This is a genomic window from Prevotella sp. AM42-24 (assembly GCF_003461825.1).
GTDB classification, from domain to species: Bacteria; Bacteroidota; Bacteroidia; order Bacteroidales; family Bacteroidaceae; genus Prevotella; species Prevotella hominis.
Map to the genome: position 1 here is coordinate 1 of NZ_QTXV01000069.1, position 15,439 is coordinate 15,439.

The 15,439-nt window shown below is 41.7% G+C and carries 12 protein-coding genes; 7 read left to right on the plus strand and 5 right to left on the minus strand.

What is annotated here, in order from left to right; all coding sequences use genetic code 11:
• The first annotated feature begins 710 nt into the window (after positions 1-710).
• Positions 711-1,934, plus strand: a complete 1,224-nt coding sequence (locus tag DW917_RS14260) for a site-specific integrase (protein WP_118119767.1) — start codon at positions 711-713, stop codon at positions 1,932-1,934.
• Entirely contained in the window at positions 1,931-2,302 is a 372-nt protein-coding gene (locus tag DW917_RS14265; RefSeq protein WP_117694884.1) for a hypothetical protein, read from the plus strand. The genes DW917_RS14260 and DW917_RS14265 overlap by 4 nt, the downstream gene beginning before the upstream one ends.
• 525 nt (positions 2,303-2,827) lie before the next feature.
• Here the strand turns inward: DW917_RS14265 and DW917_RS14275 are convergent.
• The 5 genes from DW917_RS14275 to DW917_RS14295 are packed head-to-tail and all read right to left on the minus strand — an operon-like array spanning position 2,828 to position 8,576.
• The gene (locus DW917_RS14275) at positions 2,828-5,398 is read right to left on the minus strand and encodes a carboxypeptidase-like regulatory domain-containing protein (protein WP_233524756.1); all 2,571 of its coding nucleotides are present in this window, start codon (positions 5,396-5,398) and stop codon (positions 2,828-2,830) included.
• Positions 5,399-5,416: 18 nt separating this feature from the next.
• The gene (locus DW917_RS14280) at positions 5,417-6,247 is read right to left on the minus strand and encodes a GLPGLI family protein (RefSeq protein WP_117694888.1); all 831 of its coding nucleotides are present in this window, start codon (positions 6,245-6,247) and stop codon (positions 5,417-5,419) included.
• A 29-nt stretch (positions 6,248-6,276) separates the two neighbouring features.
• Positions 6,277-7,068, minus strand: a complete 792-nt coding sequence (locus tag DW917_RS14285; RefSeq protein ID WP_118119773.1) for a leucine-rich repeat domain-containing protein — start codon at positions 7,066-7,068, stop codon at positions 6,277-6,279.
• A 58-nt stretch (positions 7,069-7,126) separates the two neighbouring features.
• Complete coding sequence (locus DW917_RS14290; protein WP_117694892.1) at positions 7,127-7,993, minus strand: nucleotidyl transferase AbiEii/AbiGii toxin family protein; 867 nt, start codon at positions 7,991-7,993, stop codon at positions 7,127-7,129.
• A gap of 1 nt (position 7,994) precedes the next feature.
• Positions 7,995-8,576 carry a type IV toxin-antitoxin system AbiEi family antitoxin domain-containing protein gene (locus DW917_RS14295; protein ID WP_117694894.1) on the minus strand — a complete coding sequence of 194 codons (582 nt, stop codon included), beginning with the start codon at positions 8,574-8,576 and terminating at the stop codon, positions 7,995-7,997.
• 783 nt (positions 8,577-9,359) lie between these two features.
• Here DW917_RS14295 and DW917_RS14305 point away from each other — a divergent pair.
• The 5 genes from DW917_RS14305 (at position 9,360) to DW917_RS14325 (ending at position 15,268) form a co-directional block, all read left to right on the plus strand.
• Positions 9,360-10,979, plus strand: coding sequence for an RNA-binding domain-containing protein (locus DW917_RS14305; protein ID WP_118119775.1), 1,620 nt, complete (start codon positions 9,360-9,362; stop codon positions 10,977-10,979).
• A gap of 7 nt (positions 10,980-10,986) precedes the next feature.
• A complete protein-coding gene (locus tag DW917_RS17820) occupies positions 10,987-12,120 on the plus strand; it encodes a helix-turn-helix domain-containing protein (protein WP_233524757.1) in 1,134 nt (377 codons plus the stop codon).
• 182 nt (positions 12,121-12,302) lie between these two features.
• Positions 12,303-12,557 (plus strand): hypothetical protein, encoded by a 255-nt coding sequence (locus DW917_RS14315; RefSeq protein WP_233524758.1) that lies wholly within the window; start codon positions 12,303-12,305, stop codon positions 12,555-12,557.
• 450 nt (positions 12,558-13,007) lie between these two features.
• Positions 13,008-14,069 (plus strand): DUF6562 domain-containing protein, encoded by a 1,062-nt coding sequence (locus DW917_RS14320; RefSeq protein ID WP_199545573.1) that lies wholly within the window; start codon positions 13,008-13,010, stop codon positions 14,067-14,069.
• A gap of 26 nt (positions 14,070-14,095) precedes the next feature.
• Positions 14,096-15,268, plus strand: a complete 1,173-nt coding sequence (locus DW917_RS14325; RefSeq protein ID WP_199545574.1) for a DUF6562 domain-containing protein — start codon at positions 14,096-14,098, stop codon at positions 15,266-15,268.
• Positions 15,269-15,439: the final 171 nt, after the last annotated feature.

Below are 15,439 nucleotides of genomic sequence, written 5' to 3' on the forward strand. Positions count from 1 at the left end.
AACGAGAAAGCTACAATGGTATAAACGCGGAGCCGCTTACTCAATCTAAAAGACGCATTTAGCCTAAAAACCTACTATGAAGGCTGAAATTGGTCGTCTATTAAGGTAAGCTCTGGTCTTAATAGACGACTGTATAGACTCATAAGATGAAGCTAAATCAGAAATAATATGTATATATTTTTCATAACCAACTAAATTTCAAATCTAACGAATAACCAGTCAATCGTAGCTAATAAAGGGCTAAAAACGGCAAAAAAGACGAAGGACGGTGAAGGGTGGTGAAGGGTTGAATTTTACCTTTCATCCTCAAATCCTCTGTGTTTATCAGCATTCCGGGCGAAAAGATGAAGGGTGAAGGGTAAAATCGTATTTCGATTTTAATTTTTCTCTACTATAAAGATTTTTCCAAACATCTACCACCGCTATTTTTTTGAAAAAAGAACGCCTAAAAAGGCAAAAAATAGCAAAATAGAGCATTTGGTTTGAGTTTCAAGTGGTTGTGGCAGTCGTTGGCTTTAGTTGGCAGTGACAAGGAAATGAGGAAAAAGCAGATTAGAGAAATAGAAACGCTTTCAAATCATTACCCAATGGAAACGCCCTAATAAGCATTTTTAACGGTGGCGGTTCAATCTTCTCCATTCTGCGTAAGTTTTGATTTTGCCATGCAACTCTCATAGTTTAATTTTGCACCGAACAAAAAAGTAAGAATTATGAGATGCACTTTCAAGACAGTCTTCTATGTAAATGGAAGCAAGGAGAGAAATGGAATTGTCCCAATCATGGGGCGAGTGACAATCAACGGAACAATCGCACAGTTCAGTTGCAAGCAGAGCGTGACCAAGGCTATCTGGGATGCCAAGGGCAACAGAGCCATTGGCAAGAGCAAGGAAGCCAAGGAGGTGAACTTTGCGCTTGACAACATCAAGGCTCAAATCGCCAAGCATTACCAGCGACTTTCCGACCGTGAGGCGTTCGTTACTGCTGAAATGGTGAGAAACGCCTATCAAGGCATAGGCACCGAATACGAGACCTTGCTCAGAGCTTTCGACAAGGAGAACGCAGCCTTTGCCAAACGCGTAGGCAAGGACAGAGCCAAGAACACTTACAACAAGTATCTTGTGGTGAGAAAGTACGTTGCCGAGTTCATCAAGTATCAGTACAAGCGCAGCGATATGTCCATGAATGAGCTTACCGAGGAGTTTATCCGTGACTATTGCCTTTACTTGAAAAATGTGGTAGGGCTTGCGCAGTCCTCCATTTGGATTTACTCCATACCTCTGAAACATATCGTCACGGCGGCACACTACAACGGCAAGATACCGAGAAATCCGTTTGCCATGTACCACGTTGATCCAGACCACAAGGAACGTGAGTTCTTGACCTTGGACGAGCTTACCGCCATGACTGAGATAAAGTTGGAAGACCCCAACATGGCATTTGCGAGAGACCTTTTTATCTTTGGCAGTTGGACAGGTATAGCTTTCATTGACATCAAGAACTTGACGGAAGATAACATCAGCATGGTAAACGGTGCTCCTTGGATAGTGTCCAAGCGTCAGAAGACAGGCGTACCGTTCCAAATCAAGCTGATGGATATTCCCATGCAGATTGTTGAGAGATACAAGTCTTTCAGAAAAGACAACCACTTGTTCAATATCGGTAATCTTGACAGCATTAACAAGCGCATCAAGAAAGTTGCTGCAATGTGTGGTATAAAGAAGCATGTATCATTTCATGTCTCACGTCATAGTTGGGCAGTTTTAGCCTTGGAATATGGTATGCCGATAGAGAGCGTGAGCAAGATTCTTGGTCACACGAATATCACCACAACACAGATATACGCCAAGGTGACAAGCACAAAACTTGACCATGACATATCTGTCTTTGAAAGTCGAATCAATGGACATTTGCCTGTAATGGGAGGAATGGCATGAAACGGACTGTAATCACCGTGGATGGCAATGGAAGGCTTTCCATTCCGTCCAACTTGGAGGACTTGTGGATGAGTGAGAGTGAGTTGATTGATATGCTTTATATCACTGCCCCGAAACTCACTGCTGTGATACGAGCTATATATAAAGAAGGTATGTTGTCTATGTCGGAAGTCCAACGAAGGGAAGAACTTTCCAAGGGTATTTGGCAAACGTTGTATGGATTCCCTATGGTTGTTGCCATTTGCTTCCGTCTAAACTCTAATGGTGCGGCACAACTTCGTGATGCCATCATCAAGAGATTGTACGGAGCAAAAGAGAAAACAAACATTGTCTTGCAACTCTATGGAGGGACTAATTCCTTTAGTTGAGAATGGTCGCTTTTTTGACGCTTCGATGATTCGCTGTCGTATTGACTTATTGACGTACTGATTCATTGTCGTATGGAAGTGCAGTTGCAATTTGATAAAGAAGTAGCCATGCAAAGAAGTGTGTAAGCATATATGCATTGATGCCATACGTTTTACATTTTTATCGTATGACATATAAAACGTATGACATGCAGGAATACATTTTTGTTCATCCCGAGGAATGGCATTCAAGGAAAACTCATTCTTCGGGATTTTTTTCGTTTTCATCCTTTAGCATAAAGAAAATGAGCCGTTCCTTGGAGGCTTTGCGCCTCCAGCCACTTGGGCGAACCACCGCAGTGTTTTCAATGGTATTAGGTTTTATTCTTGCCAAAACATTGTGTCCACAAAGACACAGCAAGGTATGTTTCGAGTTACTCGAAACCTTTTGGGTTACTCCCAAAGACCTTGCCATAAATGGATGTATTTCTCTCCAAAGTTGAGAAATAATAAAAACTTTATTTTACAACACCTGTTTTGTTGGGTTTACATTGTTAGTTTTACAGTGCAGACACACTCTCTTCCCCTCAGTAGATAGTTATACGTGAAGGTATTGACGGAATTATAGATAGTGTATGCATATTGGCGTTGATTCAAAATGTTCCTGATGTCAAAAGAAATCTTCATGGCTTTCTTCCTATATGACAACCCCATATCGAGCAAACTCATTGTCTTTGACACATCTTTCGTCAATTCATTCTTTACAATGTCAGCAGAAGTGTCGAATGTAAAGCCATCGAATGGCATGAGTTTCAATGACACTTTGTGTTGTTGGCTCAGATAGCTGTTGTTCTGATACTCCGTGGAAAGATAAGTTTTGGCAAACATTCCGTTATAAGCCAACTCCACATACTTGCAAGGCTGTGAAGTCAGATATGGGAAGAATGCCCAACTCTTCCAAGTGTATTCCTGCTGAAAAACATTCTGCAAAGTCGTTTGTCGCTTCCATTGGTAGCCACCATTCAAGGAAATCTTTGTCTTGATGGGTTCTATAAATTTAGTGACACCAACTTGCCCCATAAAACTTCTACCTGTATTTGGGGCATATATCTTCGACATCGTGATGAGAGTAGAACTTGCATCTTGACTCATCAGTAAGTTGTTCTTTTCCTGATTATATAGAAAGTCTGCATTGAAGAACCACATTTTCAGTGGTATCTTATAGTCGTAATGCAATGAGGCGTTCAAACTCTTGTTGTCCGCCAAGATACCAGAGCCAACCTTCAGCGAGGTGTCATTGAATCTGACGGGTGTTTTCAAGAAATCCAAAATGTCCCCAAAGGTGCGAGCATAGAATATGTTGGTGCGAAGTACCGAGCGAGAAGTTACCTTATAGTTGCAATATACGCTAGGACAAACAGAATAATACCAAGAACCAGACGATGCGCTTTCCAAGTTGTCCTTATGGATTATATAGTCTATGCGCATAGGTATTTCCAATCGGAAGACATATTTATATTGAGGATGTGAGTACTCATATTGTGGTACCAGAGCCATTCTGAGATTCTGCATATTCACATCATTGCTCTCGTCTGTAGGGTGCAGGCTTGTTTGCACCTTATCCATATAATAATTCAGCAATATTGGTAAATAAATACGAGAATAGAGATGCTTCTTAGACATTGAGAGAGTATTCTCTGTACGAAAACTTCTTCCATTGGCATTTTGTACCACATTATCGGTAGTTTCCTTGTTAAGAGTTATCTTTCCCATAGGAGAACCTTGATACGACATGATAGACGTAACCGCCCAACACAAATCCTTGTGATGCCACAAGGTAGAGAACTTGTTGTTCACATAAAACTCTCTCATGGTCTGCTTCTGGTTAAAGAGAGAACCGTTCTCTTTAGTAGGCAATTCTGATGTCAGAAAAGAACCTGTGCTCGACAGTGTGTTGCTAAGATAAGTCTTTTCTGAGTTGTCCTTGTATTCCAACTGGATGCTTGGGCGATGTATGGTTGATAGGGGAGAATACTCTTGGGCGATAATGACATTGTTATCCGCATCCGCATAACTTCTCGTCAAGCTATAGTCGTACTGACTTTTGGCATAGCTATACCCGATATTACCTTTTAGGGTAACATCCTTTCTTATCTTTCTCAATATGTTGAATGACAATAATCTATCTGTTGGTGAGGCATATCTGTCAACTTCAATAGGAGGAGTGGAAGCGGAAATGTTCTCTAATAAATTAGACAACGTAGATAATTTCTCTTTGTTGTCAAAGTGATTCGTCCCATCAGTCAATGCAAACTGATTGATATTGCCTGCTTTTAGCGAAGCCAACATTTGAAAGTTGGATTTGAAGAGCATACCGGCACCATTGATTTCATATAAGGTGTGTTTGCCTGCCCCTAATGAAACTCCATAAGAGCCTACAGGCTTAAACTTTGCCTTGTTGCTCATGTTCACATTGATAGCCACGTTGTCTGAGAATACATCTTTGTTGGCTTTTACGGCTTGGTGGTTACTCAACACTTGGACTGAGTTGACAAAAGAAGCGGGTATATTGGTAGTGGCAATGTTGTATCGTCCACCCAACAAATCCATGCCATTGATATAGAAGTTAGAAATCTCCTTGCCCAGATATTTGATAGAACCTTTGTCGCCTACTTCAATGCCAGGGAGTTTCTTCATGGCATCTTTCAGCGTATAGTCATTCTTTCCGATATACGAGGCTAAGTTGTATGACAAAGTATCCCCTCGTTGGTAGATGGCTGGAGCTTTTACAACAACCTCTTTTAGGTCTGTGGTCTTTTCCTTTAGATTGAAGTTGCACTCTTGTGAGACATTCTTGATTTCTCTTTTGGTTTTCTCGTATCCGATGGCTTCGGCAGTGATGATTAGCTGCTTGGCATCTGACTTTAGTGTTATCTTATAAGTTCCATTTTCTGATGTTCTCGCAAAGCCAAGAGTAGCCTTATCGGCATTTACTCTTACGATGACACCTTCCAAAGCCGTGCCAATGGTGTCACGCACTATTCCTGTAACTACACTTTGGGCAAAAGTGCAGTTACAGAGACAAGCTAACATCATCAAAATTAGAAACCTTCTCATATTTATCAATCTCTTTGTTTACTTCAATTCGAGAGGAACATATCCATTAGGGCGCACTCTCAGTACCACACCATTGACCAAGGCACTATGCCCACCATCCTCATATTTCTGAATAGTCATCTCGCTGATGGATTCTGCAGGAATGTTGCCCATAGGATTTTGCTCAAACTTATTCTTCGCCTTGACAAACTGTTCCCTCGAAGTCTTGATGATATTGGTGTAAGGCTTGAAGTTCATAGGGGTGCTTGATTTACGGAAAGTTATAGCTTTGAACTTATGTATGCCTTCTGAATCCTTTGCTGCCAATACCAAGCCTGGCAAACCACAAAGTTTCCATGGTCCAAAGGATGCTGGTATGTCCGTGGAATACCAAACAGTCCAAGTTCTTCCACCATATTCTCCAACAGCTTTCTGACAGGTGTAACCACAGATAGTGTCAATGCCCTCGCTCAGATTCCAATTTATGGGATTGGCACTTTCCGTATAGCTGTAGTAGTTTGGCGTGATTACGCTATAAACGGTCAGTTTGCCCTTAGGCACATTTTGAGAGACTGATTGGTCGAAAAGCAAATCATTTCTCTTTTCCCGTGTCTTGAACTTTTGAATCTCTGATTCTGGCGCTTTGCAAGCAATGGCTGAGTCTGCTTGAAACGCAGTGTAATCAGAGAACATAGCTGAGTTTCTGCCAATTTGAAGAATGGTAGAAGTGGCATCAGAAGAGCCTTTGTCATTCTTCATTTGGTACTCGTAGATGCATTCGTATTCATCTACGGAAGAGGAACTCGTTTTCTGCCCGAATGTCTCTGATGTTAGGCAGATGGTGGTTATCAATAAAACAATCTTTTTCATATTCTTTGTCTTTATTGTTGATACTAATGTTATTTCTCTTGGCTTATTGGGCAATTCATAAATGCGGAAGAGTCAACTTTGGGATTAGAATTATACTTCACGAATAAAAGTGACTCGCAGTTTCCAAATGCTCTATATCCGATTTTCTGCAAAGATGCAGGGAGATTGATGCCTTTAAGGTTAATGCATCGGGCAAAGGCAAAATCGGAGATCTCTCTCAAATTGTTCGGAAAGACTATGCGTTCCAAGTTCTTGCAACCAGAAAATGCACGGTCGTTAATTACTTCTAGTTGATTCTTGAATACAAGGGCCTTTATGCCTTCGCAACAAGTGAAAGCCTGTCTTCCTATTTTGCTCACATGCTCAGGTATCACGGATATGCAGACCTTATTACAATCCCAAAATGTCCATTCACCGATTTCTTGCAAACTGTCCGGCAAGACGCTAAGCTCTAATTGATGGTCCATATTGAATGCACTATTGCCGATATACCTCACTGTGTTTGGCATCTTTACGGTTTGAAGATTCTCACAAGTATTGAAAGCTCGTTTTTCTATAATCAGCAAATTGTCGGGAAGGATGACTTGCTTGATGTACTTATTCATTTCAAAAGCCATTTCTCCTATTACTTTTACATCCTTAAGCTCTTGGATGTTATTAAAATCCACAACAGAGTCTTTTCCTTCCCATTTCACAAGGCGAGTTCCATATTGTGAATCTTCTACCGTAAAATGGCTCTTTCCTTTTGCCAATGAAAGTGTTGGTAACCAACAAAGGCATAGCAGAAATAGTACAGCAACAGAAATCTTACTTTTTATCATAATCTTCTATTTTTAGTGTTCTTTATATTCAAAGACGAAAGAATGATAAAAGGGTAAACTACTTTTTCCAATATTTTTCAGCCATAGGCTGCAACCTTTCCTTTATTACTTCCATAACAGTCTTGAAATCAAGAGTTTCTTTCCATTGAATCTTTTTCAGAAATGCTTTCCAGCGAACTATACGTGCTGCGTCTGTCGCAAAACTTTCTGTAAACAACTGCAATTCGGGATTGTATGTAAGCCCTCTATTATCGAAAGTCGCCTTAATCGCATCATATAATGTGTCATCAGACAAGTCTCTCTTTGTCAGGAGTTGGTAACAGTCGAAGAAATCTTTCATGCGACTGTTGAGCACATCTCGGTCTATCATCGTATGGAATTTCTCGGCGACAACAGTCTCCAAGGAATATGCCTGTATGTTCACAGATGGAATGTCAGGCAAAAGCAATGGGAAGTCAATAGTTGTTGGATATGGAGTTACAACATCACCAAAGCCAATGTCAACAGACATGTTGTAAGCGATAGTATCCATGTGGGCCGTAAAGTAAAATCTTGTGCCAGGATACTTCTTTTCAACAGTTATAGGCTCCAACTTAATGCTGTTAACATCAAACGATACTCCATCCTCATCGCATACAATGCCCAAAATTTCCTGGAACACGTGCGCAAGGAAATCCCTATCACGGCTAATTCTATCTGCCATGAAATCAACATCTACTGTAGGACGTGCCTCAAGTCCGTTCATAGCATAAAGCAAAGAGCCACCTTTCAGCAAAAAATTGTCCTTATATTGGCTTACAGATACTCTGTAAAGCAACCTCTCGTTGAAATATCTTGCCAAGAGATACATATATTTATAGCCTGTCTCATTCATCAGATTGAGCAAGCGGGTCTTAACAGACTTACCGTAGTTTTTCTTTCCCATCTTATTCTATAGCTATTTCAAGATAATTTTTCAATGTATTAAACACTCTGAGGCGTTGGGCGTAATCCTGCAAACGAGTGAGATTGCGGTTTGGCTTTTTCAGATAGGTGCGTATCACTTCAGCACAAATATCTAACCCCAATTTATTCCTGTATTTTACAGCATCGCAAACACTTCGCTCCATATCGGTAATACGAACATGATACCCTGAAATTTCTGCATCCATAATGCCGAACTCCAAGTTCTCCTTCTTCCAATAATACAGCTCTATCGGAAGCGTATCTGGTATCACCACCTTCCGCTTGTTGGCGATGGCTATACAAAAAGCAGGTGGAACAGTTGTCGAAAGCTGATGGTAAGCCCACGCATTGTACAGGCATACAATACCATTAGGTACAATCCGTTCCACATCAATCATTGTATTAAGCAAAGCATCGGGAACGGCATATATGCCATGACGCAACTTTATCAAGTCGCCACGCTCCTTAGCTCTCAACAGTCGTTTATACTCTGACAGATGAGATATATCAGTAGTGGAGATAGTGCCACCAAGTGCTGCTACTTTGCAAACTATATTGTTCATTTCACCTCTTATTAAATGTCATTACAGCTGCAAAAATACAATAAATTTCGAGAATACGGTAAGATTCTACGGATAATTTCATAAAATACCGCACATTTTTGCATATTTTCAGAGTCCTAATTATATTTGAGATGATAATAAACTCTAAAAAACATGCAACAATGCAGTATTCTAAATTTAAAATTGTATTTTTGCCACCAAGATGACAAAGAGTTGTTTGACAATCAAACGTATGCAAATTGTAGAAATTAGAACCGTTGCTAAATCATTACCTCCATTGAGGTGAAAAACTCATAAATCGCTCATTCTAAGCTATTCGGCAGATTTTAGCGTAATTTTATATAAAAACCAATACAAACATTTTCTATAATAAGGAAATCAGAGAACAAAACGCCAAGCAGATATTCTTGTTCGCTAAAGTCGAAAAGTGCCTAAGGAAGGGCACTATTGTGCCAAGGTAAGGGCACTTTTGCGCCCCCGAAAAACGACAATGATGTCCAAGTAAGACACTACTTGTAACTCCGAAATACAGATTTCTATCTATCAGAGATACGAGACGTAAACATTTTGAGGCTATTGTTCTTTTTTCTGAAATTATTATCGTACTTTTGCAAGCGTATTTACTTATTTTATAATAATGTATGGCAAAGAAAGATGTAAACAGATTGAAGATAATGTTGGCAGTAACCTACCTTGCCAACCAGATTTGGAAACCTTAATACGGATTTCTGATTTGCTGAAAGTGGATGTAAACGATTTGTTGAACAAAGAATGTATCAAAGAATGATGGACGATATATTGAAACAGATAAACGCTGGCGAGGTATCGGGGGTGCAGTTCAAGGAACGCATTCTCGACAAATATGATATTGCCTGTGAGTTAGTGGCGTTCAGTAATTCACATGGTGGCAAATTGGTAGTTGGTATAAAGGATAAGACCGGAGAAACCAATGCCTTGTCGTATTCTGAGGTACAAGAAACAACCAACTTGTTGAGTGACATTGCTTCAGAAAACGTAGTACCATCCATTCTGATAAAGATAGATACTGTTGAAGTCGAGGATGGCTACTTGGTTGTTGCTACTGTGAAGGAAGGACTCAACAAGCCTTATCATGACAACAAGGGAATTGTATGGGTGAAGAATGGTGCCGACAAGCGTAAAGTGTTCGATAATGCAGAACTTGCAGAAATGATGACCGACTGCGGTAGTTTTGCTCCAGACGAGGCTGGTGTTAGGGATGCAACTGTCAACGATCTTGATGCAATGACTATCAAGCAGTTTCTTGGCAACCGTTTTGATAGAGTGTTGGAAAAGAAAGGCTTGACAGGTGACGCTTTTAATGAAGCATCACTTGATATGATATGCTCTGCCATAGCTAAGGGGCATGACTGTGAGAAGATACTTCGCAATCTGCGATTTATCCGTCCTGATGGTTCACTGACTGTTGCTGCCATGCTTCTGTTTGGCAAATACACCCAACGCTGGATGCCAATGATGACAGCCAAGTGTATCTGTTTTGCTGGCAACAGCGTCGGCAGCAAGGTTTTTCGTGACAAGGTGAATGATGCAGATATGGAGGGAAATCTGCTTCATCAGTATGATACGATCATGGATTTCTTTACTCGTAATCTGCATAATGTGCAGGTGGGAGAAGAATTCAACAGTATGGGAAAGTTGGAAATACCTTACACAAGCTTGGTTGAGTTCACGGTAAACAGCCTTGTACACCGCTCGTTGAACATGAAAGCCCCTGTTCGAATTTTCATTTTCGACAATCGTGTTGAGATTCACAGTCCTGGTGCATTGCCTAACGGACTCACTATTGATGACATAAAGGCAGGAACTTCCATGCCTCGCAATATGTTCCTTTTCAACAATGCTATATACTTGCTGCCATACACTGGTGTAGGTAGCGGCATCACTCGTGCACTGGACGAAGATGTTAATGTTACATTTATGAATAATGACAAGGCACAGGAATTTGTCATTACGGTTTGGAGAGAAGAAAGTAACCAAGTCGAGGGGGAAAGTAACCAAGTCGAGGGGAAAAGTAACCAAGTCCAAGACTCTGACACTGGACTTAGACACTCTGACACCGACTTAGACACTCGACTTAGACACTCTGGCACCGACTTAGACACTTCTGAGAACGACTTAGACACTCGACTTAGACACTCTGACACTCCCAAAGTGTCATTGTCTAACAAGCAAAGGGACATAGTAAATTTCTGTTCTGTTCCTCGAACCACCAAAGAGATACTTGACAGAATTGGAGTCAGCATGCATTCCAAGAACCGAGAGCGTTACATCACCTCCCTTGTTGCAGCAGGATATTTGCAGATGACTAATCCAGATAATCCTACAGCAAGTAATCAAAAATACAAGAAAGTAAACAAAAGATAAGAAGCGTATGGATTCATTATTTCTACTTCAGTTTGCATGTTTTATATTCATGCTCATCAATGCCTTCATCGTAGCACTCTCTCATCTGCATGTAAGATGGGAGAACAAGCGGTATGAGCGTTCACGATGGATGATTGTTGGCGCCCTGATAGGGTTAGCGATACAATATGTGCTGCAGATGACTTTCGGGTTCCGTGCTATGCACGATGATTTAGGGGCGGTCATCAACATCCTCCTCTATACCCCCTGCTTCTCGCTCATCTCCATAGGAATCTACAACATAGAAACCACCCGTGCTAACCTCAGAAAGATGATACTGATATGCAGTGGTATTTATGCTGCTATCATTGTGGTCTTTTGCGTGGGTATCTGTCTTCATCATAGCCTGTATATCAGAGAAGGGCTTTATTTGATGCTTACTTTGTTTTGCGTAAGTGTTTTCTATTGCATATACATGATTATTCAGGAGATGATTAGGCGTAAAAATATGTTGGAGACAATGGCTGCAACGGATTTGTTGCCTTACGTAAGATATTCACGTGCAAGTGTAGTCATTCTATGGCTCGCAGTTCTCGCTATGCCAGTTGCCATTTTTTCTACCACCTTATTATATATAGTAGGTCCTGCCGTATTGCTTGCCTTGTTGTTCTTCAACCTTACGTTTATCGCTCTCGGCAACAGTTATATTCCAACAGAAGAGCTATTGGATAAAGAAGAGGAAAGGCAACGATGTGGGGGGGCAAAGGAAAAACCTTTACAGCAATTATCTGAGGAACGCAGGAACTTTATCCAAAATAGTCTTGACCAATGGTGTATGGATTTGGGCTATAAGGATTGTAATGTGAACATGTTGACGCTTTCTTATACACTTTGCATATCTAAGAACGAATTGAGCCTGTTTTTCGATCAATGCTTGCACTCTAACTTCCGAATATGGCTCAGTGAGATACGTCTCAACGCTGCAAAAAAGATGATGTTGGAATATCCAGATTATAGCAACGACATCATTTCAGCTGAGTGTGGATTCTCTTGTCGAACTCATCTTTACCGAATCTTCAAGACAAAAGAAGGCTGTTCTCCTACAGCATGGAGAGACTTCCAATCTACAGATGTAGCACAAAATGATTCAAATTCAGCATAATCATTTTTTCGTAAAATACCAAAGAAAAAGCAAAATTTTTATCAAAAAACAGCCAAAAAGGTGTCGCATTCCTACGAATGCGACACCTTTTTGGTAGGAATGCGACACATGAACAAGTAAAAACCACCCCTTCTTTCGGAGAAATTCACTATATTTGCGACATGAAGGAAATAATAGAAACTATGCCAAGGATAGAATTAGCCCTGATCATCATCGGGGTGTCTGTACTCATATTAGGTATTATCTTAGGATATGCCATGATACATGAGTACAGGATGTATCTTGAGAATCATTGGAAGGCTCGCTATAGCTTTCGTGACTTCATCAAGAGGGAGAGTTTCTATATCTATCTGTTTCTCGGATTGACTTTTGTCGTCATTCTGGGAATCACAGTATATATAATGGCAATGAGAGAACAGGTGTCGTTCGGTGGATAATGCCGCTACATAGTGGTAAGATTCGACAGAACGCACAAAAGTATTTATTTTTACAAGAAATTATTAATTCAAAAACAAAAGATATGAAAATGAATTTTGTAAAAATGAGATGGCTTGTTCATTCCTCTATGGGGCAGCCGTGCCGTGACTGAAAAAAGAAATAAAGTAGAACCAAAGACTATGAATACGAAAAGAAGATACATCTATCTGAAGATATGTACGCTGCTCATGTTCGTGTGGCTGACAGCCTGCAACCGTGACCCGCATGAGGGAGAGAGGGGGATGGCCGTAACCATCGACAACACCCAATGTCCAGACGTGCCCATCGGAGCAATCAAGCTCTACATCTACGGCACGGGGGGAAACCTCTACGCCACCTACAACTATGCGGACGCACGGGGCATTGCTGCCGTCCTGCATCCCTTAGAAGCCGGACACTACACGGTAGCGGTGGTCATCAATGCGGACGAAGAAGCGGCGGAGACCTCTACCCTCACTGCCCTGCACGAGTGGTTAGAGATGGAAATGAGCCACGAGACCAATCTGCTTTCGGGCATAGCGGAGGTGAATGTGACGGAGGACGGCATCAGCCCTGTCACCGTCTTCCTGCAGCGGGGTGTTTTCACGCTGTCCACGCTCCGTCTGCAGCTCACGCTGCCCGTCCAGAAACTGCCGGATTACACACCAGAGGAGAGCAAGACTCGTGCCGCCGGAACCGCCAATATAATAAGGTGTGTGGCAGAACTCTGCAAGGCAGGCACGGACATCGTGGTGCTTCACAAAGCCGTGACACCCGTCCCGCAAGCCGACGGCACATATCTCGTGGAGCTTGAATTGGCAGAAGGCTCTTACGACCTGCGTCTGTGGACGGACTATGCCCGCGCTGACAATCCGCTTGCCGACACATTTTATCATACGGAAAGCCTGAAAGCAGTGACCATCGTCACGAAGCCATACACGGCGAACACCGATGCCAAGGATGCGGCGTACTATAACAAAAGTGACATCACGCTGTCCGAAGAGGGCGCAACAATGAATGTGCAACTCCAACGCCCATTGGCAAAGTACCGCCTCATAGCCAAAGACGTAGAAACCTACCGCAAGCTGATGGAAGCGAAGCCAGATATATACCCTCCGTTGAAGAATCTGACGGTAAAGGTGCAGTATGAGGGATATTTCCCCTCTGGATTTAATGTTTCTACAGGAAAACCAAATGATGCCGTAGGTGGTATAAGTTACTCGCAGGTATCACTTCATTATAATGATGTTGACAATGAGGTTTTGTTAGGCGGCGATTGGGTGTTGGTAAACGGAACAGAGTCACTTGTCAATGTTACCGTTACCGTAACCGACAACCTTGGTAATACGTTATGTCGTGCTTCGGGTGTTCAGATAAATTACCGGAATAACCACCTTACGACAGTGTATGGCAATTTTCTTACGGCTGGCATCAACAAGGGCGGCATCGACATAAATACCGAATGGAGCGGAATATACAATGTGTGGTTTTAAGTAACAAGTAAATATACAATTAGAAAATGATTAAAAAAGTTTTTTTGATGCTGGGCATCGCAGCGATGCTGGCATCGTGCAGTCAGAACGAGGAGTTGTTTTCCGACAAGGGAAACAACACAGTACAACAGGTGACTTTCACACTCGCAACCGACGAGAAGCCCCAAACACGAGCTACCACGGATGGCTTGCGTTATGTGGTTGCTGTCTATGATGAGGCTGGTACGACAGAAGTAAAGCAGGAAACAACTTTCGAAAACAACAGCTTTACCATCCTGTTGCCTCCGGGTACATACAAGTGTCTTTTTTGGGCAGACTATGGCAGTACGAACTATGACGCAACGGACTTGACAAGTGTGAAAGAATTGAAAAGCACTGAGGCAGACGCCAATGCCGAGGCTTTTTATGCAAACCAATCGGTTAAAGTCAGCAATGGCAATCAGGTAAACGTTACGCTGAATCGTGCTGTAGCCAAAGTGATTTTGAGGGAAACCGATGTGTTGGAGCCTGGAAGCATGACCGTGACTTATAGCCGCCCGTTGAGCTTCAATGTGGCAGACGGTACGACAACAGGGACAGAATCTGACACCAAGACACTGTCCATCGCAAACGAAATACAAGGGACAACTGATTCTCCTGTGGAAATAGGCAGTTTCTACGTGTTGGCAAGTGCGGATGAGGCAAACCTTGACAATTTCATTACAAAGTACAATGAAGAAGAAAAGACAATAAGTAATGTACCCGTACAAGCTAACTATCAGACTTACATCACAGGAAAGTATGGCGCAAAGGTCAACCAGCAATTCCTTATAGATGTCAATACCACCTGGAGTACTTCGGACAAGGAAGGTAAGTTGCTGAATGTTAAAGGAGACTACACACTTGTCAACAAAAGCGGAAGTTATGACTGCATCGTTCTCTCTTCTACCGGCACTTCTGCCATCGTAGCCTGCAAGACCAGACAAGCGGAAGCTGAAAACAAAGAGGCAGCCGCAGCAAAGGCAGAGGCTATCGGAGGACGGCTCGTCACCTTTGCTGAATTTGGACTTTTATGTGATGCAGGCATAGTAGAAGATTCTTATGCTGATTATTATTGTTCTGATGATGGACGATGCTACTATTTACATGGTAGCAAAGGCCATGACGGTTTAGTAGAATCTAATCTAGAATATTATGTAGCTTTTGATATAACAAAATAAATAATCATGCGGAGGGCGTGTCAAAACTCCCAATATAAATAACTAAAAACTCGTTGTAAGTTCTTATGTGGATGTACAACGAGTTTTTGTTTTTCTACAAAAAAATCAAAGATATTACCTTGATTTTGCATAATCAAGCTATTTTATTTGATTTTTCCCATTTTTTATGAA